The following is an 18,292-nucleotide window of genomic DNA, read 5'->3' as shown; positions in this document are numbered from 1 at the left end:
TTCACAACGACACCGCCTCGTAGAGCTTCCCGATTTCGTCCCGACCCAGTACCCGCAGCGTGCCCGGGCGCTGATCGCCCAGTGCGACGGGTCCGATATTGGTGCGCACCAGCGCGGTCACCGGATGACCGACCGCGGCCAGCAGGCGGCGCACGATATGTTTGCGGCCCTCGTGCAGGACCACCTTCACCAACGACTTACCCTCGCCGACCTCGAGTACCTGGAAGCGGTCGACCTTGGCCGGACCGTCCTCCAGTTCGACGCCGTCGCGCAGACGCTTGCCGACCTCACGGCCGTGGATCTCACCGGCGACGGTGGCGAGGTAGGTCTTGGAGACCTCGAAGGAGGGGTGCATGAGGCGGTGCGCGAGATCGCCGTCATTGGTGAGCAGCAGCAGGCCCTCGGTGTCGGCGTCCAGGCGGCCGACGTGGAACAGGCGCTGACCGGCCACCACGCGCTCGGCGACGATATCGCCGACGCAGGGGCGGTTCATCTCGTCGGCCATGGTGGACTGCCAGCCCTTGGGCTTGTTCAGCGCCAGGTAGACCTGTTCGTCGCGGACCACCACCCGCACGCCGTCCACTCGCACCACGGCGTGATCGGGATCGATGCGCAGGCCCTGCTCACGCACGATCGCACCGTCGACCTCGACGCGGCCCTGGTTGATGAGTTCCTCGGCGGCGCGGCGGGAGGCCACCCCGGCCTTGGCGAGCACCTTCTGCAGGCGTTCGCCCTCACCCCACGGCAGCTTCTTCGGCCCCTGCGCTTCGGGCTCGACATGCTGGCGGCGGGCCGGTTTGGCATTGTTCAGCACCGGGCCGGTGACCACGATGCGCTGCGGCTTTGGCTGCTTCTGCTTGCCGGTGGTCGGCGCGGCATTGGTCCTGGCACTCGGGGCGGTGGTCGGACCGAACGGACGGCCGCCGCCGATCCGGCCGCGACTGCCGCCGAGATGATGCTCGCCCTGGCCCCCGCGCGCGCCCGCGCCACGGAAACCACCGCCCGCAGGGGCCGAGCCACGCGGGTTCGCGCCACGAGCGCGGACGGCACCACCCCGCGAACGGTCGGCACTGCGATCCCGATCGCCGCCACGCCCGCTGCCGCCACGACTCTGACCGCCGCCCCGATTCCACTCGCTACCACGCGAACCGCCACTCCGGTTCCACTCACCGCCTCGGGTGCCGCCGCCCGCGTTCCATTCGGTGCGGTCCCCGCCACGTGAGCCGCCGACCGCGTTCCGCTCGGTGCGGCCAGCCCGGCTACGGGAGCCACCGACCCCACGGCCGGTCTGGGAGCCGCCGCGCGTACCGCCGCCGCGGGAGTCGTCGTTCGACCAGGAGTTTCGGGAGTCGCCACCGTATGTGCGGTCGCCGCGGAAATCCGCTCCGCGCGAAGGGGTTCCGCGACCGCCCGGGCCGCGGCCCTGACCGGTGCCGCGGGTGTCCCACTGCGCGTTGCGGCCGGAGCCGCCTCGGGAGTCCCAGGACTGGGCGCCGCGGGTGCTGCCACCGCGGGTCGGCTGGGCGCCACGGGGGGATTCACCGCGGCCGCGTGCCGAACCGCCGCGGGGCGGTTCGAAACCACGTTTCCTACGATCCGGTGTGCCATCTCGGCGAGCGGGTGTATTCACGTTGTCCTAATTTCGGTTCATTCTTCGGTACCGAGGTCGATATCCGACTCGGTCGGTTTTCTCAGCTTGGTGTACCGGGGATCGGTCTCCAGGCTCTCGTTGATCTCGTCGATCAGATCCACCCCTGGGAGCAGGGGGGCCAACGGCGGCAGATCGGTCAGCGACGCGAGTCCGATCCGCTCCAGGAACAGCTCGGTGGTGACGTACAGGGTGCCATTGGTCTCCGGGTCGGCCCCGGCCTCCGAGATCAGACCTCGCGCCAGCAAGGTCCGGATCACGCCGTCCACATTCACGCCCCGCACCGCACTCACCCGTGCTCGCGTAACCGGTTGACGATAGGCGATAACGGCCAGGGTTTCCAAAGCGGCGCGAGTGAGCTTGGAGCGTGCGCCGTCCAACAGCATACGTTCCACATACGGCGCGAACTCCGTCCGCGTGTAGTAACGCCACCCGTCGCCCACGAATCTGAGATCCATGCCACTGCGCCGCGCGGTCAGCTCCGCCGACATCTCCCGCAGCGCCCGCTCGACCCGTTCGACCCGGTCGTCCAGCGCGGACGCCAGCATCTCCACCGCCGCCGGCGCGTCCACCACCAGCAGCATCGCCTCCAGCGCCGACCGGAACTCCGCCTCGTCGAGCCGCTCCCCCGCCTCGGACTCCTCGAACAGCGCCCCATCCGGAAACTCGCCTGGGTTCGGCGCCATGCCGGAGTGATCGGAATCTCCCGCCCCCGAGTCCTTCGACCCGGCGGGGAAGATCGAATCGGCGACGTGCTCCTCCGCGTTCTCACCGGGCTCCGACACTGGGCTGGACCGGTCGGCGACGGCGACGCTCTCATCCGCGCCCCCCGAGCGAGCAGCCGGTTCCACCCCGGAACGCCCTTCTCCCACCAGCTCACCATCCGCCGCCGACCCCGGCGTGCCCGCGCCGATGAACCCGTCCTCCGCAACGGCCGCACCGTGCTCCGGTATGGCTTCGCCGGACCGCTCGGGAGCGTCGCCAGGACCCGCCGGCCTGAGGGATACGTCGGCGACCGTGGACGTTCCGGCAGCAACGCCGGACTCCCCGTCGGTGCCGACCGCCCCTTCCTCGCGCGCCCACCGCGGGACGGACCGCGCCTGGAGGTCGCCGGACGTCGACACCCCGTCGGGTCTTCCGGCGGCTGCCGATGTTCCGGCAGCAGTGCGGCGCTCCCGATCGGCGCGCTCGCCTCCGTGGCCGGAGTCGGGCACGGCGTCCCCGGCGCTCGCCGCGAGTGGTACGGCTGCCGGGGTCGCCGCCCGAGCGGCGGATTCCGAATCCTGCCCCCGGGTGGCGGGTGCGACCGCATCCGGTGCGGGGGTGGCGGCCGATTGTGCGCCGGTGGGGTCTGTCACCTCGGTCACCCGTACTCCTCGTCGCTGATGGTGTCGTATATCGCGCCGCCGGTCTCCTTGGCCGCGCTGGGTTCGCCGGTCCAGCTGACCCGGAGCGGGCCGAGCGGATCGGGTTGCTCGAATTCGATATTCCTGCCCCGGTAGAGCTCGAGCAGCGCCAGGAAGCGGGCCACGATCTGCACCGGCACCTCGCAGTCGACGATCAGCTCGTGGAAGGTCGTCCAGCCGCCAGCGCCCTTGGCCTTCAGCATCTCCAGGATGATCGCCGCCTGTTCGGCGACCGACACGGCGTGCTGGTGGATGTGGTCGATCCCGACCGTGGGCACCGGCCGGGGCCGGAAGGCCGCCGCGGCGACCTCGGCGAATCCGGCCGCGTCAACTCCCAGGGTAACCTCCGGCAACAGGTCCAGGTAGCGCTCCTCGAGCGAGACCGCGCGCGGGTAGCGCTGGAGCGCGGCGGCTTCCAACTCGGCGAGCAGTTCGGCCACCTGCTTGAAGGCGCGGTACTGCAGCAGGCGGGCGAAGAGCAGATCGCGTGCCTCCAGGAGTTCCAGATCCTCTTCGTCGGTGACCTCACCGGAGGGCAGCAAACGGGCGGCCTTCAGATCGAGCAGGGTCGCCGCCACCACCAGGAATTCGGTGGTCTGGTCGAGGACCTTGTCCGCGCGCAGCCCACTGGCCTCGGCCTGTGCGGTCAAAGCCTTGGTGTAGGCGATGAATTCGTCGGTCACCTTGTGCAGGGCGACCTCGGTGACATCGAGGCGGCGCGAACTGATCAGCTGCAACAGCAGATCGAACGGACCCTCGAAGTTGCTCAGCCGCAGATGGAACTTGCCCGTATTGTCCGAACTATCCGGAGCTGCCGCGGTATCGGGTGATCCGGCGCCGGAAGCGACGGGTGCGGCCGATGCCGCGATATCGGAAACCACGGCGGTATCGGAATCACCGGCGATGTCGTCGACCACCGATGCCGCTCCGTCACGCTCCGCGAGCACTTCCCGTGCGTCATCGGGGTCGTCGGCATCGGATTCGTCGGCGCCGGAATCACCGGCACCGCGGGTTACCTCGGCAGCACCGGCGATATCGTCGACCACCGCGCCCGGCGGATCATCGTCGCGCGGCACGGCGGTATCCGCACCCGGCGTAACCTGCCCGGGCGCTGTCTCGGGGGAATCGTTCAACGGCCCGACCGGTGTATGACTTCCCGTGCCATGGCCCGATACGCTTCCGCGCCACCGGATTTCGGCGCCCAGGTGGTGATGGGCTCACCCGCGACGCTGGCGTCGGGGAACCGCACGGTCCGCGAGATCACGGTGTCGTAGACGAGGTCGCCGAACACCTCGACCACGCGCGTCATGACCTGGCGCGAATGCAGGAGACGGGCATCGAACATGGTGACAACGATGCCGTACAGGCTCAGCGCCGGATTCAACCGGTCCCGCACCTTCTCCACGGTGTCGTTGAGCAGGGCCAGCCCGCGCAGCGAGAAGTACTCGCACTCCATGGGAATGATCACGCCGTCGGAGCAGGCCAGGGCGTTCACCGTGAGCAGGCCCAGCGAGGGCTGGCAGTCGATGAGCACGTAGTCGTAGCGGTTGCGCAGCGGCGCGAGCGCCCGCCCCAGGGTCTGCTCGCGGCCGACCTCGTTGACGAGCTGGATCTCCGCGGCGGACAGATCGATATTGCTGGGCAGCAGATCCATACCCTCGACCTTGGTGCGCATCAGCACATCGTCCACGCCGATCTTGCCATTGCCGACCAGCAGGTTGTGCACGGTGTGGTCCAGATCGTGGTGCGCCACACCGAGTCCCGCCGACAGCGCGCCCTGCGGATCCAGATCGACCAGCAGCACCCGGCGGCCGTATTCGGCCAGCGCCGCTCCCAGATTGATGGTCGAGGTGGTCTTGCCGACCCCGCCCTTCTGATTGCACATGGCGACGATGAGCGCGTCACCGTGATGGTTGACGGGCGGAGGCTCCGGAATATCGCGTAGGGGCCGACCGGTCGGACCTAGTTCCGCGTTATCCGGTTGCACGTCCGGCGCCTCCCACAATGTCTGCGCGGCGGTTTCGATCCGCTGGCCCGCACCACCGGCTTTCGTCACGTCCGCTGCTCCTTCGACGTTCATGCCCTAACCCCGCCGCCCGTGCGGCAAGGTCCCTAATAGACGCTACCGCCTGTCCACGCAAGACCCCGGCTCGGACACGCACCCTAAAGCTGCACTTCAGACTGGTTACCGGGCCCGGGGATGAGCTGTCGCCCATACCTCGTGCAGCGTTCCGACGGTGACCAGAGTGTAGATCTGGGTGGTGGTCACCGAGGCGTGACCGAGAAGCTCCTGCACCACCCGCACATCCGCCCCACCGTCGAGCAAATGTGTGGCGAATGAATGGCGCAGCGTGTGCGGCGACACCTGCGCCGCGATTCCGGCGCGTTCGGCCGCGGCCTGCAGCACCTGCCAGGCACTCTGCCGCGATAGTCGGCCGCCCCGGTGATTGAGGAACAGCGCCGGATTTCCCTTGCCCCGCAGGGCGAGTGCGGGGCGGCCGCGCACCAGGTACGCGTCCACGGCGGCCAGCGCCGGGCGACCGATGGGCACCATGCGCTGTTTGCCGCCCTTGCCGCGCAGCACCACCGCGCGCTCCCCCGTATCGATATCGTCGACATCCAGGTCGATGATCTCCGAGATGCGCGCACCCGTGGAATACAGCAACTCCAGCAGGGCGCGATCGCGCAATCCGCGCGGCCCATCTGCGACATCGCCGCCGGCGGCATCCAGCAGCCGGGAAATCTGCTCGTACGGCAGCGCTTTCGGCAGGCGGCGGGCCGGGGCCGGGGGTTTCACCGGATGCGCCACATCGGCGCTGGTCATCCCCTCCGCCGCGGCGAACCGGTGCAGTCCGCGCACGGCCACCAGCGCCCGGGCCGCCGAACTGGCCGCCAGCGGGGGCCGTTCGGCGTCGCCGGAGCGCAGCGCCACCATGAAATCCCCGATATCGGTCTCCGAGACCGCCGCCAGTCCGGCGACGCCCCGGGCCGCCAGGAACTCCCGATAGCGTCCGAGATCACGGCGGTAGGCCGCGAGGGTATTGCGCGCGGCCCCCTTCTCGACGGTGAGATGGTCGAGGTAGGCGTCGATCTCCCGCCGCAGCGCATCGCGATCCCGGTTCTCGGCGGTGGTCGCGGCGGCAGTCACGGACCCATCATGGCAGTCCGCACCGACGGATTCGGCAGCGACGCCGCCCAGACCAGACCGCTCGGTCGGCGGGCAGACCCACCACCTCCTCTGGAGGACGCGTTCAAGCGGCAGGCCGAGATGGTGTCGACCGGCCCCGCGCGCGAGTCGGCGGCGCCGTCGCGCCAGGACGACGCGACAGCAGACCGCTCGCTACTTTTCGCTGGCTTCGCCTACTTTTCGCTGGCTTCGGCGGATTTCCGGGTCAGGAAGGCGGTCGGCATCTCCGGCCACGGCGCGTCGGCCGCCCGCAACGGCGCACCGGTCGCCCGCGCGGTCACCAGCGCCAGCAGTCCGGCCACGGCGGTGGCATTGGTGATCTCCCCGGCCAAGGCCGCCCGCACGGCCGCGTCCAGCGGCATGCGGACGACCTCGATATCCGCCTCTTCCAATTCCGGCTCGGGCCGCTCGGTCTCGGACAGGCCGGTGGCCAGATAGACCCGCAGCGCCTCATCGGTGAACCCCGGTGACAGCGCCACGTCCACCAGCACCGACCACTCCCGCGCGGCCAGACCGGTCTCCTCGGTCAGCTCGCGCCGCGCCGCCTCCAGCGGATCCTCCCCCGGCTGATCCAGCAGCCCGGCGGGCAGTTCCAGCAGGCGCCGCCCGAGCGGATGTCGATACTGGTTGATCAACACCACGGTGTCGTCGTCCTCGAGCGCCACCACCGCCACCGCGGGATGGTGCTCGATGACCTCGCGCTGGGCGACCCGCCCGCCCGGCATGGCCACCTCGTCCAGCCGCAGCGCGAGGATCGCGCCGGAGTACGCGGTGCGACTGTCGACGATGTCGAAGTCGTGGGTGCCGGGGGCCGAGTCGCCGTGCGCTGAGGTCATTTCGCTACTTTCTCACCCGCTTCGGCGGGCGCGGTATCCGGGATCTCCACCGGAAGCCGTTCGGCCGCCTTGTATTTCAGTGCCGCCGAGATGAGCGCCGCGAACAGCGGGTGCGGGCGCGTGGGCCGGGACTTGAGTTCCGGATGCGCCTGGGTGGCCACGAAGAACGGGTGCTTGTCCTGCGGCAGCTCGACGAATTCGACCAGATGCCCGTCGGGCGAGGTGCCGCTGAACTTCAGGCCGCTCTTGGCGATCTTGTCGCGGTAGGCGTTGTTGACCTCGAAGCGGTGCCGGTGCCGCTCGGACACCTCGGTCTCGCCGTACGCCTGCGCGACCACCGAACCCGGCTCCAGGACGGCGGAATACGCGCCCAGGCGCATGGTGCCGCCCAGATCGGCCTCACCGGCCACGGCCTGCTCCTGATCGGCCATGGTGGAGATGACCGGGTGCTTGGTGTCGGGCTCGAACTCCGCCGAGTTGGCGTCCTTGAGCCCCACCGTGCGCGCCGCCTCGATCACCACGCACTGCAGGCCCAGGCACAGGCCCAGCAGCGGAATACCGTGGGTGCGGGCGTAGCGGATGGCCCCGACCTTGCCCTCGATACCGCGAATACCGAATCCGCCCGGAATCAGCACCCCGTCCACATCGGACAGGTGCTGTTGCGCGCCCGCCTCGGTCTCGCATTCGTCGGACTGCACCCAGCGGATGTTCACCTTGGCCTTGGCGGCGAATCCGCCCGCGCGCAGCGCCTCGGTGACCGACAGGTAGGCGTCCGGCAGGTCCACGTACTTGCCGACCAGCGCCACGGTGACCTGTTCGCGCGGGTTGTGCACCCGGTCCAGCAGATCACCCCACACCGTCCAGTCCACGTCGCGGAACGGCAGGCCCAGCTTGCGCACCACGTAGGCGTCCAGGCCCTCGCGGTGCAGCACCTTGGGAATGTCGTAGATGGACGGCGCGTCGGGAGTAGACACGCAGGCGTCCACATCCACGTCGCACATGAGCGCGATCTTGTTCTTGAGCGGCTCCGGCACCTCGCGGTCACAGCGCAGGATCAGCGCGTCCGGCTGGATGCCGATATTGCGCAGCGCGGCCACCGAGTGCTGGGTCGGCTTGGTCTTGAGCTCGCCGGACGGGCCCAGGTAGGGCACCAGCGTCACATGCAGGAAGAAGCAGTTGTCGCGCCCCACCTCGTGGCGGATCTGGCGGGCCGCCTCCAGGAACGGCTGCGACTCGATATCGCCGACGGTGCCGCCGATCTCGGTGATGACCACATCCGGGATCTGACCCTGGCGATCCGGTCCCGCCATGGCGGTGATGCGGCTCTTGATCTCATCGGTGATGTGCGGGATGACCTGCACGGTGTCACCGAGGTACTCGCCGCGGCGCTCCTTCGCGATGACCGACGAATAGATCTGGCCGGTGGTGACATTGGCGTACCCCGACAGATCGCGGTCGAGGAAACGTTCGTAATGCCCGACGTCCAGGTCCGTCTCCGCGCCGTCCTCGGTCACGAACACCTCACCGTGCTGGAAGGGGTTCATGGTGCCGGGATCGACATTGAGATACGGATCCAGCTTCTGCATGGTGACGCGCAAACCACGCGCCGTCAGCAACTGTCCGAGGCTGGAGGCGGTCAGGCCCTTACCGAGTGATGAGGCGACACCGCCGGAGACGAAGATGTGCTTCGTGGCCGTCGTATTATGAGCGGAGCGCGCCGGAATCCGTGATTGACCCACGGGACTCCACGGTAACACGGATCCGCCGGGCTGTTCACACGCCGCGCGGACCGATCGCCACCGATTAGCTATCAGTTCAGCGTGGCATGGCCGCGACTGTGAGCGAGGTCGCCCGATCGCCGGTGCCGTATCGGCCGGTTCCGCCGCTCAACTGCTCGGCCAGCCCCAGCGCGGTGGTGAGGCGGCCGATCTCGTGGTCCACATTGTCGACGGTGGTGACCGTTGCTAAGGGGGCTTCGTCACGCGCCACCGCGATCGGTCCGGACCCGGCGGCCGCACCCGCGCGACCCGCCAGCACCACACCCGCCCCGCGCGCCTTCAGGCCACCGGCGAAGCGAGCGATGATGGTGCCGCGCTGGTTCTCGTCGGCGCGGACGCCGTCACCGGTGACGACCACCGCGAGATCGGCGGGGCGCACCTCCCCGGCCGGGGCGAGGAAACCGCCGCCGCGCAGCGTCTCCAGGGCCAGGCCGCGCTCCTGATCACTGCCGCGCGGCTGCCGGTTGGCTGGATCGGTGAGCAGCAGCAGGCCCAGCAGGTCACCGCCCAGACTGCCCTGATCGGTCGCGCCGGTGCCGAGCTGCGCGCCCGCGGGGACCAGATTGGCGACGGCGGTACGCAGCCGGTCGCCCTCACCCGAATCGGTGAAGGCGTTGGTGAGCGCGATCTGCCCGGTAACGGTCGCCCCGGCGGTGGTGAGCGATTTGGTGACCGCGTCCACATCCGCGAGATCGGCGTCGGGCGTGGTGAATACGATGACGCCGCGATCGGTCAGGCTGCCCGCCAACAGTTTCGGCGCCGCACCGGCGAGGAAGGCGTCGGCGGCCCGCAATTGCTCGGTGAGCCGGGCATTCTCGGTGCGCAGGTCCCCGGCCTGCCCGCCGCCCTCGCCCATTCCGGGTAGCAGTCCGTCGTTCGCGCGGGCGCCGAGCACCACGCCGACGGCGAGGGCCAGGAAGACCGCGGCGATCGACACGGCGTGGTAGCGAAGCGAAATCATGGGTCCCCTAGCTGCTTCGGTCGAGAAGGCCGCGAACCCAGAGTTCGAAGCGGTTCCAGGCGTCGATACCGGAATCGATCACCTCATTGCCCAGGTGCGTGGCCAGCAGCGCCACGATCAACGCCACCAGCGCGGCGAGCACCACCAGCGCGACCGCCCAGCCGGAGCCGCGCTGCCGGTACAGCGTGGCAACGGCTTTCGCGTCCATGAGCGTGGTGCCGATCTTCAGCCGGGTGAGGAAGGTGGCGGGATTCGAATCGCGGCGGCCGCGGTCGAAGAAGTCGTCCAGGGAGGCGGCGGCGCCGCAGGTGACGATGAGCGACGCCCCGTGGTGATTGGCCAGCAGCAGTGCGAGATCGGCGGCCGCGCCCGAGGACGGGAAGGTGGTCGCGCCGATGCCCAGATCCTGGATGCGCTCCAAACCCTTGGCGTGCCCGTCGGTATCGGCGGGCAGGATCACCTCGGCACCGCATTTGAGGGTGGTGGCGGTGATCTCCTCGGGATCGCCGACGATGAGGTCGGGCCGATACCCGTTGCGGGTCAGGGTGTCCGCGCCGCGTCCCACACCCACCAGGATGGGCGCGTACTCCTTGATGAACGGTTTGATGCGCTTGAGATCCTCGGCGTGATCGGAACCGTCGGCCACCACCACGACGTGGCGCTTGCGCATGTCGAGTTCGAGTTCGGGCACGCCGATGCCGTCGATGAGCAGACCGCTCTCGGTGCGGATGAACTCGATGGTGTTACCCGCGAACGCCTCCAGGTGATCGGCCAACCCGTTGCGGGCCTCGATCATGCGTTCGGCGATGGAGGATTCGGTGAGTTCCACGCACTCGACGAGGACCTCGGGCTCCTTCTTGGTCAGCTTGTCGCTGTAGACGACGCCGTCGTCGACGCGGACCTTCGCGCCGTCCTTGATGCGTTTGAACACATCGGTGGTGACGGTGTCCAGCAGCAGGATGCCATTGGCCACCAGCACTTCCGGGCCCAGATTCGGATAGCGGCCGGAAATGGACGGCGAGGCGTTGATCACCACCGCCACCCCGGCCTCGACCAGGCGGTCGGCGGTGAGGCGGTCGAGATCCATCTCGTCCAGCACCACCACGTCCCCGGGTCCCACGCGCTGGAGTAGACGCCGGGTATTGCGGTCGACCCGGGCGATCCCGGACAGGCCCGGCAGCGTCTCGGTGGGTTTCGACAACAGTCCCAGCATCTTCATAACGCCCGATGGTTACAGGAAAGTCTCAACCATTGGTGGAGGCGCGCCGCACCATCAATCACATTCGTCACTGTGATGCCACCATGTCCCGCCATCATGACCGAAAGCGACAGTGCCCGTGACCACAGGTACCGATATGCTCCGGGGCGTAGCTGTCCCGGACATTCAGGGGATTCGGTATGGCAGCTCGACCGAAGGAGACAATGCCGTCATGGCCAGCACCACCGTCGACACCGTGATCGCCGCCCCGCGGGAGGTCGTCTACCGGCTCTTCGCCGACCGCGACGCGATGGCAGCCTACCTGCCCATCCAGATCTCGCTCATCCAGCCCGGCGCGGGCGCCCCCTCCGGTGTGGGCGCGCGCTACAAGCTCGGCCTCGGCCCGGTCGGCGTCACGGAGGAGACCCTCGAACTGGTGCCCAATGAGCGCATGGTCTACCAGATCGTCGCGGGCGCGCCGGTGAAGCGGCATGTCGGCACCGTGACCTTCGCCGACGCACCGGGCGGCACCCGGGTGGTCTACACCATGGAATCCGAGCCCAGCCTGCCCGTTCCGGCCAAGGCCCTGGAGTTGGGTCTGAAGGGCCTTATCAACGCCTTTCTCAGTGGCGCTCGCAAAGCGGTGAAGTAGGGCGACCCCGCCTCCGACCGGCCCGTCTCCGCTCTGGAGGCGGGCCTCGCCACATTCCGGCTCGGGATTCCCGATGCGAGCCGCCACCGGGGTCGCGGCCGCGTACGTGGTATTCGATGGGTGTCGACGCCGCAGCCGTCCGATCACGAATCAGTCGGCCGCGCCGACCTTTTCGGCGTGCGCGGTGGTGAGCAGCTCCCAGGCGTGGGCGCGGCCGGTCTCGGTGTCGCCGAGACCGGCCAGCATGCGGGCCAGTTCGGCGACGCGCTCGTCCTGGGTGAGGGCGCGGACGCCGGAGTTGACGCCCTTGCCGTCGTCCACCTTGTCCACCACCAGGTGAGTGTCGGCGAAGGCCGCCACCTGCGGTAGGTGGGTCACCACGATCACCTGGTGGGTGCGCGCCAGGGTGGCCAGGCGGCGGCCGATCTCGACGGCCGCGCGGCCGCCGACCCCGGCGTCCACCTCGTCGAAAACCATGGTGGTGCCGTGCTCGGAACTGGCCAGCACCACTTCCAGGGCGAGCATGACGCGTGAGAGCTCACCGCCGGAGGCACTCTTGCTCAACGGCAGCGGCTGCGCGCCGGAATGCGCCGCGAGCCGGAATTCCACCTCGTCCACACCGGTGGAACCGGCATGCAGTTCCGAACCGTCCACCTTCAACGGCGCGGAATCCTGGGCGGCGGCCGGGAGCGGCCGCACCACGACCTCGAGTTTGGCGCGCCCCATGGCCAGGCCGGACAGTTCGGCGCTCACCGCGCTCGCGAGTTTGCCCGCCGCCTTGGTGCGCGCGGCGGTGAGTTTGCGCGCCGCCTCGCGTACCTTCTCCGCCGCGCTGTCGACCTCGGCCGACAGCGCCGACAGCGCCTCCTCGGAGACGTCCAGGGAATCCAGGCGGGTGCGCGCCTCATTCGCCCAGGCGATCACGCCGTCGATATCGGGGGCGTATTTCCGGGTCAGCGTTTTGAGTTCGGCCTGCCGGGTCAGCATGGTGTCGAGCGCACCGGGATCCGACGGCAGATCCGACAGGTAGGAGCTGAGTTCGGTGGTCAGGTCGACGACCACCGAGATGGCGTCGCCGAGGCGCGGGGCCAACCCCGCCAGCGCCGGATCCTCGGCGGCCTCGATGCGGGCGCGCGCGGTGCCCAGCAGATCCAGCGCACCGCCGCCCTCACCGGGGGCGTCGGCCGGACCGGCCAGCGCGTCGTGCGCGGTGGCGGCCGCCTCACGCAGCGAATCCAGATCCGAGAGCCGCCGCACCTCGGACACCAGGTGTTCGTCCTCACCGGGTTGCGGTGCGATGGCGTCGATTTCGGTCAGCGACTGCTTGAGCCGGTCGACCTCGAGTGCCAGTTCCCTACTGCGCGCGGTGCGTTCGAGCAGTTCGGTGCGGGCGTCGAGCCACTTGCGCCGCTCCTTCTGATATTTGCGCAGCAGCGGACCGACGCTGTCGGAGGCGAACTGGTCCAGGGCATGCAACTGCTGATCGGGCCGCTGCAGCCGCAACTGATCGTTCTGACCGTGCACGGTGAGCAGCGGCGTCGTGAAATCCGACAGCACCGCGGCCGGCACGCTGCGCCCGCCCAGGTGCGCGCGGGAGCGGCCGTCGCTGCCCACGGTGCGCACGGCGATGATGGAACCGTCGTCATCGCGTTCGGCGCCGGTGGATTCCAGCACCCCGTCCACTTCGGCGACGGCCCCCTCGTGGACCTCGTCGAGAGTGAAGCGGCCCTCCACCACCGCCCGCGACGCACCCAACCGAACCCGGCCGGGATCGGCGCGCGCACCGCTCAGCAGGTGCAGGCTGGTCACCACCATCGTCTTCCCCGCGCCCGTCTCACCGGTCAAACAGGTCAAACCCTCATGGAATTGCGCTGTGGCGGTGGAAATGACGCCCAGGCCGTCAATCCTGATCTCTGTCAGCACTCGTGCTCTCCGTTCGGCGGTGTTCGACGTCGCCTGCTCGGGGTCGCTGCGTGGGTACGCGGGCTTCCTCCTCCGCACCCATCCGGGCAGACGAGCGGCCCCGCCAGCCTGTCACGGGCAACTGGAATTTGCGCACCATCCGATCCGCGAAGGGTGCGGAATCCAGCCGCACCAGCAGTACCGGTTCGGTCCCACGGACCGCCTCGACCCGGCCGCCTCGCGGCAGTGCGAGGGTGCGTCGGCCGTCGAGGAAAACTATCGCATCGTGGCCCGTCGCAACGGTTTCCACCGCTATGCGCGAATCCGGGCTGGTCACCAGGGGGCGCGCGAACAGGGCGTGGGCATTGCTCGGGATCACCAGCAGCGCCTCGAGTTCCGGCCACACCACCGGACCGCCCGCGGAGAAGGCGTAGGCGGTGGAACCGGTGGGGGTGGCGACCAGCACGCCGTCACAGCCGAAGGACGAGACCGGGCGGCCGTCCACTTCGAGGACGACCTCCAGCACCCCCATCCGCGCCGAATTCTCGATACTGGCCTCGTTGAGCGCCCACCCGCGTTCGGTGATCGTATCGTCCACGCGCACGGTGACATCGATGGTCATGCGCCGCTCGATGCGGTAGTCGCGGCGCACCACCTGGGCGAGGGCCTCGTCCAGATTCTCGGCCTCGGCCTCGGTGAGGAAACCGATGCGGCCCAGATTGATGCCCAGCACCGGCACATTGGCCTCGCGGGCGAGTTCCGCCGCCCGCAGGAAGGTGCCGTCACCGCCGAGGGCGAGCACCATTTCGCAGCCGATGGCGGCTTCGGGGCCGTGCTCCATCACACGCACCGGATATCCGTCGGGGCGGCCCTGCTCGTCGGTGTCGAAGCGGGTGCTGTACGCCTCGTCCGCCAGCACCCGCAGGCCGATCCCGAACTGCTCGAAGATCTTCGCCACCCGGTGCGCGGTCTCGGTGAGTTCGGCGCGGCCGGGGTGGGCGATCAGCAGGATCTCCCGAGTCTTCGCGTCGTGCAACCGACCGCTCTCCCCGCTCACTGCGGACCCTCCTCCACCGCGCGCTGGATCAGCGCCGCCACCCGTTCCTCCTCGACCGCATCGTAGGCGGCGGCACCGACAGCCGCCGCCCCGGGCGCGGCCGGGAGACCGGTTCCCGCACCGTCTTCCGGCACGGACGGAACTCCCGGGTGCGCACTCGCGGACGGGTCCGCTGCGGCGCCGGCGATCGACCCGGTCGAATGGTCGGCGCCGGACGGCTCCTTGCGCAGCCAGAGGAAGTACTCCACATTCCCCGACGGTCCCGGCAGCGGGCTCGCGACCACGCCGTGGGTGCGCAGTCCCAGCCGTGCGGCGGCCGCGGCCACCGCACGCACCGCCTCCGCGCGCAGCGCCGGATCCCGCACCACACCGCCGGACCCGACGCGCTCCTTGCCCACCTCGAACTGGGGTTTCACCATCGGCAACAGATCCGCGCCCGGGGCGCAGCACAGTGCCAGCGCGGGCAGCACCAGGCCGAGGGAGATGAAGGACAGGTCCGCCACCACCAATTCGACTGTGCCGCCGATGAGTTCCGGAGTCAGGGCCCGCACATTGGTGCGGTCGTGCACCTCGACGCGGTCGTCGCTGCGCAGCCGCCAGACGAGTTGGCCGTAGCCGACATCGGCGGCCACCACCGCCGCGGCCCCCTTCGACAGCAGCACATCGGTGAACCCGCCGGTGGACGCGCCCGCGTCCAGACACCGCTTACCCGCGACGGTGACACCCTGCGGTTCGAACGCCGCGAGCGCACCCAGCAGTTTGTGCGCGCCGCGCGAGGCCCACCGCACCTCGTCGGGCTCCTCCCGCACCAGCAGCGGGGTTGCGGTCTCCACCCCCGTCGCCGGTTTGGTGGCGACCGTTCCGTTGATCAGGACGCGACCCGCCGAGATCAGCTCGACCGCGTGTTCCCGCGACCGCGCCAATCCGCGGCGAACCAGTTCCGCGTCCACTCGTGCGCGCCTGGCCACCTCAGATCTTGTCCACCGTTGCCAGGGCCTGCACCAAGACCTCGTGCGCCTGCTCGAGGATGCGGGCCCGCCGCGCGATATCGATCCCCTCGCCGCTCGAATCCCGCGCACCCGCGTGCAATTCCGCCAGCAACTCGTCGACCTCCGCGCGCACCCGATCCGGATCGGCGAAGTCCGCTTGATTCGCACCCGGCAGATGCTGACCGGGCAGTGGCGCCCCGGGGCGGGGGCCGGGCACGGGCGCATGCGGGCGTGGCGTGGGCGTAGTCATCGTGGCGACAACGCTACCGGAACTCACATTCGAACACACGTACCGCATCCCCTCCGATCCGGTCGCCGACCGGGCGCGCCGCGAAAATCGTTTGCCCCGGACTGCGAGGATCGACGGTTATGGGATGTGACTTCGACGAACTCGTGGCGGAGGCCGAGTCGGTATCGGTGGACGGCTGGGATTTCTCCTGGCTGGACGGCCGCGCCAGCGAGGAGCGCCCGTCGTGGGGGTACCAGAAGCAGCAGGCGCGGCGGCTGGCGCGGGCGCGCGCCGCCCTGGACATCCAGACCGGCGGCGGTGAGGTGCTGGCCGAGGCACCGACGTATCCACCGACCATGGTCGCCACCGAATCGTGGCCGCCGAATCTGGTGCAGGCCACCCGGCTGCTGCATCCGCGCGGGGTCGTGGTGGTCGCCGATCCGGACGAACCGCCGCTGCCCTTCGCGAACGACGCCTTCGATCTGGTGACGAGTCGGCATCCGGCCACCATCTGGTGGGCGGAGATCGCGCGCGTGCTGGAACCCGGCGGCACCTACTTCGCCCAGCACGTCGGCCCGGCCAGTGTGTTCGAACTCGTCGAATACTTCCTCGGGCCGCAGCCGCAGGCGCGCGGCGAACGCCATCCCGACACCGAGACCGGCGCGGCGCGGGCGGCGGGGCTGGAGATCGTGCGGTGTGAGCCGGAACGGCTGCGCATGGAGTTCCACGACATCGGCGCGGTGATCTACTTCCTGCGCAAGGTCATCTGGATGGTGCCCGGCTTCACCGTGGACGCCTACCGCGACCGACTGCGCGACCTGCACCAGCGGATCGAGCGGGAAGGCCCGTTCATCGCGTACTCCGCGCGCACCCTGGTCGAGGCGCGCAAGCCCGCGCGGCCGTAGGGGCAATCCGGCGCGCGAGGGCACCGCCGATATGCGGCGCAGGTGTTCGTGGCCGGATTCGTGCCGTTCCTGCCCGTAGTTCTCGGGCACTTCCCGCTTCGCATCGCACCCGGCGTCCTCGTGCTCGCCAGTTGTGTGTGGCGGGGTCTCTCCTCATCATCCGCGGCGCGCGGATCCGCGGCCGAGAGTCAGGTTGGCGCCGGAGTTCGACGATCCTGCCGCATTGCTGATCCTCCCGCCGTGCCGATCCAGCGGGTGGCCGACGCGCGGTCCGCCGGTCCGAGGTGCTATGCGGTGCGGGGCTCCGGCGGTGTGGCGACCGGTATCGCGCGGCCCGGGTGTCGCGCCAGCAGTTCGGCGATGCGGTCGGCGATGTCCCCACCGTCGACGGCGATCGGATCGTGTTCGGCCACGGGATGATTCAGAGCGTCGAGGGATTCCGCGACAAAGGTGGGGAGCCGGTCGGGCCGCCTGTTCAGGTCGGCGAGCGTGCTGACGCCGGTGAGCACCATGAGCGATTCCAGACCGGCGGTGAGGGCGCCGTCGATATCGGTGTCGAGACGATCGCCGACGACCAGGGCGGAGCGGGTTCCGGCACGTGCCAGCGCGTCCTCCATGAGCGGCGCGTGCGGCTTGCCCGCCACCGTGGGCTCACGATCGGAAGCGGTGCGCAGGGCGGCGACCATGGACCCGTTGCCCGGGGCCAATCCGCGCTCGTTGGGAAGGGTGGCGTCGGTGTTGGCGGCCACCCACAGCGCACCCGCGCGCAATGCGTAGGCGGCCTCGGCGAGATCGGCCCATGCGGTGTGCGGGGAGTGACCCTGCACCACGGCGGCGGGGGCGATGCCGTTGAAGCGCCGGACCGGTTGCAGGCCGACATCTTCCACCTCGGCCACCAGGTCGTCGGTGCCGACCACCAGCACGGTGGAGCCCGGCGCCAGGCGCGCGGCCAGCAGGTGCGCGGCCGCCTGCGCGCTGGTGACCACCTCGTCTTCGGTTGCGGTGAAACCGAGTTCGCGCAGATGCCGGGCCACGCCGGCACCCGAGCGACTCGCGTTGTTGGTCACGTACAGCAACCGCTGCGTCGCGCCCTCGCTCGACAGCGCCTCCGACGCACCGGGAATCGGAGCATGACCGCGAAACAGCGTGCCATCCAGATCCAACAGCAGCGCACCGAACCGATCCCGTAGCCGCATTCCGCCGCTCCCCTCTCTCGTTGTCCTGCCACCCGCGCCGCGAGACCAAACCTCAGCCGCGGTCGGACCGCTCGGAGTCGTCCGGCACGGTGTCGTCGCCGAAGTCGGCGGCCAGGGCGTCCGCGGCCGCCTCGGCATCGGTGACGGCATCGGCCAGCGCGGCGGTATCCGTGTCATCGCCGGTGGCAGCGGCCTCGGCGTCCGCGACGATGTCCGTCTCGTCGCCGGTAGCAGCGGCCTCGGCGTCCGCGACGATGTCCGTGTCGTCGCCGGTAGCGGCGGCTTCGGCGTCCGCGACAGTGTCCTTGTCGTCGCCTGTTGCGGCGGCCACGGCGTCTGCGACGGTGT

General features: G+C 69.7%; 15 protein-coding genes and 1 pseudogene. 2 read left to right on the top strand and 14 right to left on the bottom strand.

The annotated features are described in order from the left end of the window. Position 1: 1 nt before the first annotated feature. From FOH10_RS09885 to steA, 9 genes and pseudogenes are all read right to left on the bottom strand, one after another. Positions 2 to 1,093 (bottom strand): annotated as a pseudogene (locus FOH10_RS09885) (pseudouridine synthase); the annotation flags it as partial. Positions 1,094 to 1,647: 554 nt separating this feature from the next. After that, positions 1,648 to 2,334: an SMC-Scp complex subunit ScpB gene (gene scpB / locus FOH10_RS09880; RefSeq protein WP_143983980.1), complete on the bottom strand. Its 687-nt coding sequence runs from the start codon at positions 2,332 to 2,334 to the stop codon at positions 1,648 to 1,650. Between the two features lie 677 nt (positions 2,335 to 3,011). Next, a complete protein-coding gene (locus tag FOH10_RS09875; RefSeq protein ID WP_186000894.1) occupies positions 3,012 to 3,935 on the bottom strand; it encodes a segregation and condensation protein A in 924 nt (307 codons plus the stop codon). Between the two features lie 248 nt (positions 3,936 to 4,183). Next, a complete protein-coding gene (locus FOH10_RS09870; protein WP_029928428.1) occupies positions 4,184 to 5,080 on the bottom strand; it encodes a ParA family protein in 897 nt (298 codons plus the stop codon). 159 nt (positions 5,081 to 5,239) lie between these two features. After that, positions 5,240 to 6,202: a site-specific tyrosine recombinase XerD gene (gene xerD, locus FOH10_RS09865; RefSeq protein WP_051037133.1), complete on the bottom strand. Its 963-nt coding sequence runs from the start codon at positions 6,200 to 6,202 to the stop codon at positions 5,240 to 5,242. A gap of 212 nt (positions 6,203 to 6,414) precedes the next feature. After that, positions 6,415 to 7,077, bottom strand: coding sequence for an NUDIX domain-containing protein (locus FOH10_RS09860; RefSeq protein ID WP_143980471.1), 663 nt, complete (start codon positions 7,075 to 7,077; stop codon positions 6,415 to 6,417). Then, the gene (locus FOH10_RS09855; RefSeq protein WP_143980470.1) at positions 7,074 to 8,816 is read right to left on the bottom strand and encodes a CTP synthase; all 1,743 of its coding nucleotides are present in this window, start codon (positions 8,814 to 8,816) and stop codon (positions 7,074 to 7,076) included. Before FOH10_RS09855 ends, FOH10_RS09860 begins: the two co-directional genes overlap by 4 nt. Before the next feature lie 76 nt (positions 8,817 to 8,892). After that, positions 8,893 to 9,816, bottom strand: a complete 924-nt coding sequence (locus FOH10_RS09850; protein ID WP_143980469.1) for a copper transporter — start codon at positions 9,814 to 9,816, stop codon at positions 8,893 to 8,895. Between the two features lie 7 nt (positions 9,817 to 9,823). Next, the gene (gene steA / locus FOH10_RS09845; RefSeq protein WP_029928437.1) at positions 9,824 to 11,035 is read right to left on the bottom strand and encodes a putative cytokinetic ring protein SteA; all 1,212 of its coding nucleotides are present in this window, start codon (positions 11,033 to 11,035) and stop codon (positions 9,824 to 9,826) included. Between the two features lie 211 nt (positions 11,036 to 11,246). Between steA and FOH10_RS09840 the strand changes: the two genes are divergently transcribed. Continuing rightward, a complete protein-coding gene (locus FOH10_RS09840) occupies positions 11,247 to 11,666 on the top strand; it encodes an SRPBCC family protein (protein WP_029928439.1) in 420 nt (139 codons plus the stop codon). A gap of 150 nt (positions 11,667 to 11,816) precedes the next feature. Here the strand turns inward: FOH10_RS09840 and recN are convergent, their stop codons facing one another. Genes recN through FOH10_RS09820 form a run of 4 tightly spaced genes read right to left on the bottom strand, consistent with a single transcriptional unit; the run spans position 11,817 to position 15,864 of the window. Continuing rightward, a complete protein-coding gene (gene recN, locus FOH10_RS09835) occupies positions 11,817 to 13,589 on the bottom strand; it encodes a DNA repair protein RecN (RefSeq protein WP_143980468.1) in 1,773 nt (590 codons plus the stop codon). Beyond that, positions 13,567 to 14,625, bottom strand: a complete 1,059-nt coding sequence (locus FOH10_RS09830; RefSeq protein ID WP_081592396.1) for an NAD kinase — start codon at positions 14,623 to 14,625, stop codon at positions 13,567 to 13,569. Before FOH10_RS09830 ends, recN begins: the two co-directional genes overlap by 23 nt. Further along, positions 14,622 to 15,593, bottom strand: coding sequence for a TlyA family RNA methyltransferase (locus FOH10_RS09825; protein ID WP_143980467.1), 972 nt, complete (start codon positions 15,591 to 15,593; stop codon positions 14,622 to 14,624). The genes FOH10_RS09830 and FOH10_RS09825 overlap by 4 nt, the downstream gene beginning before the upstream one ends. Position 15,594: 1 nt before the next feature. After that, the gene (locus FOH10_RS09820) at positions 15,595 to 15,864 is read right to left on the bottom strand and encodes a hypothetical protein (RefSeq protein ID WP_081592394.1); all 270 of its coding nucleotides are present in this window, start codon (positions 15,862 to 15,864) and stop codon (positions 15,595 to 15,597) included. Between the two features lie 119 nt (positions 15,865 to 15,983). Here FOH10_RS09820 and FOH10_RS09815 point away from each other — a divergent pair, with 119 nt between their 5' ends. Further along, entirely contained in the window at positions 15,984 to 16,748 is a 765-nt protein-coding gene (locus tag FOH10_RS09815; protein WP_143980466.1) for a class I SAM-dependent methyltransferase, read from the top strand. 287 nt (positions 16,749 to 17,035) lie between these two features. Here FOH10_RS09815 and FOH10_RS09810 read toward each other — a convergent pair whose 3' ends face one another. Continuing rightward, positions 17,036 to 17,944, bottom strand: coding sequence for an HAD-IIA family hydrolase (locus FOH10_RS09810; RefSeq protein WP_143980465.1), 909 nt, complete (start codon positions 17,942 to 17,944; stop codon positions 17,036 to 17,038). Positions 17,945 to 18,292 lie beyond the last annotated feature (348 nt).

This window comes from Nocardia otitidiscaviarum, from assembly GCF_007362295.1.
GTDB classification, from domain to species: domain Bacteria; phylum Actinomycetota; class Actinomycetes; order Mycobacteriales; family Mycobacteriaceae; genus Nocardia; species Nocardia otitidiscaviarum.
The sequence above is the reverse complement of the archived record's forward strand: the minus strand, read 5'-3'. Positions and strand labels throughout refer to the sequence as shown.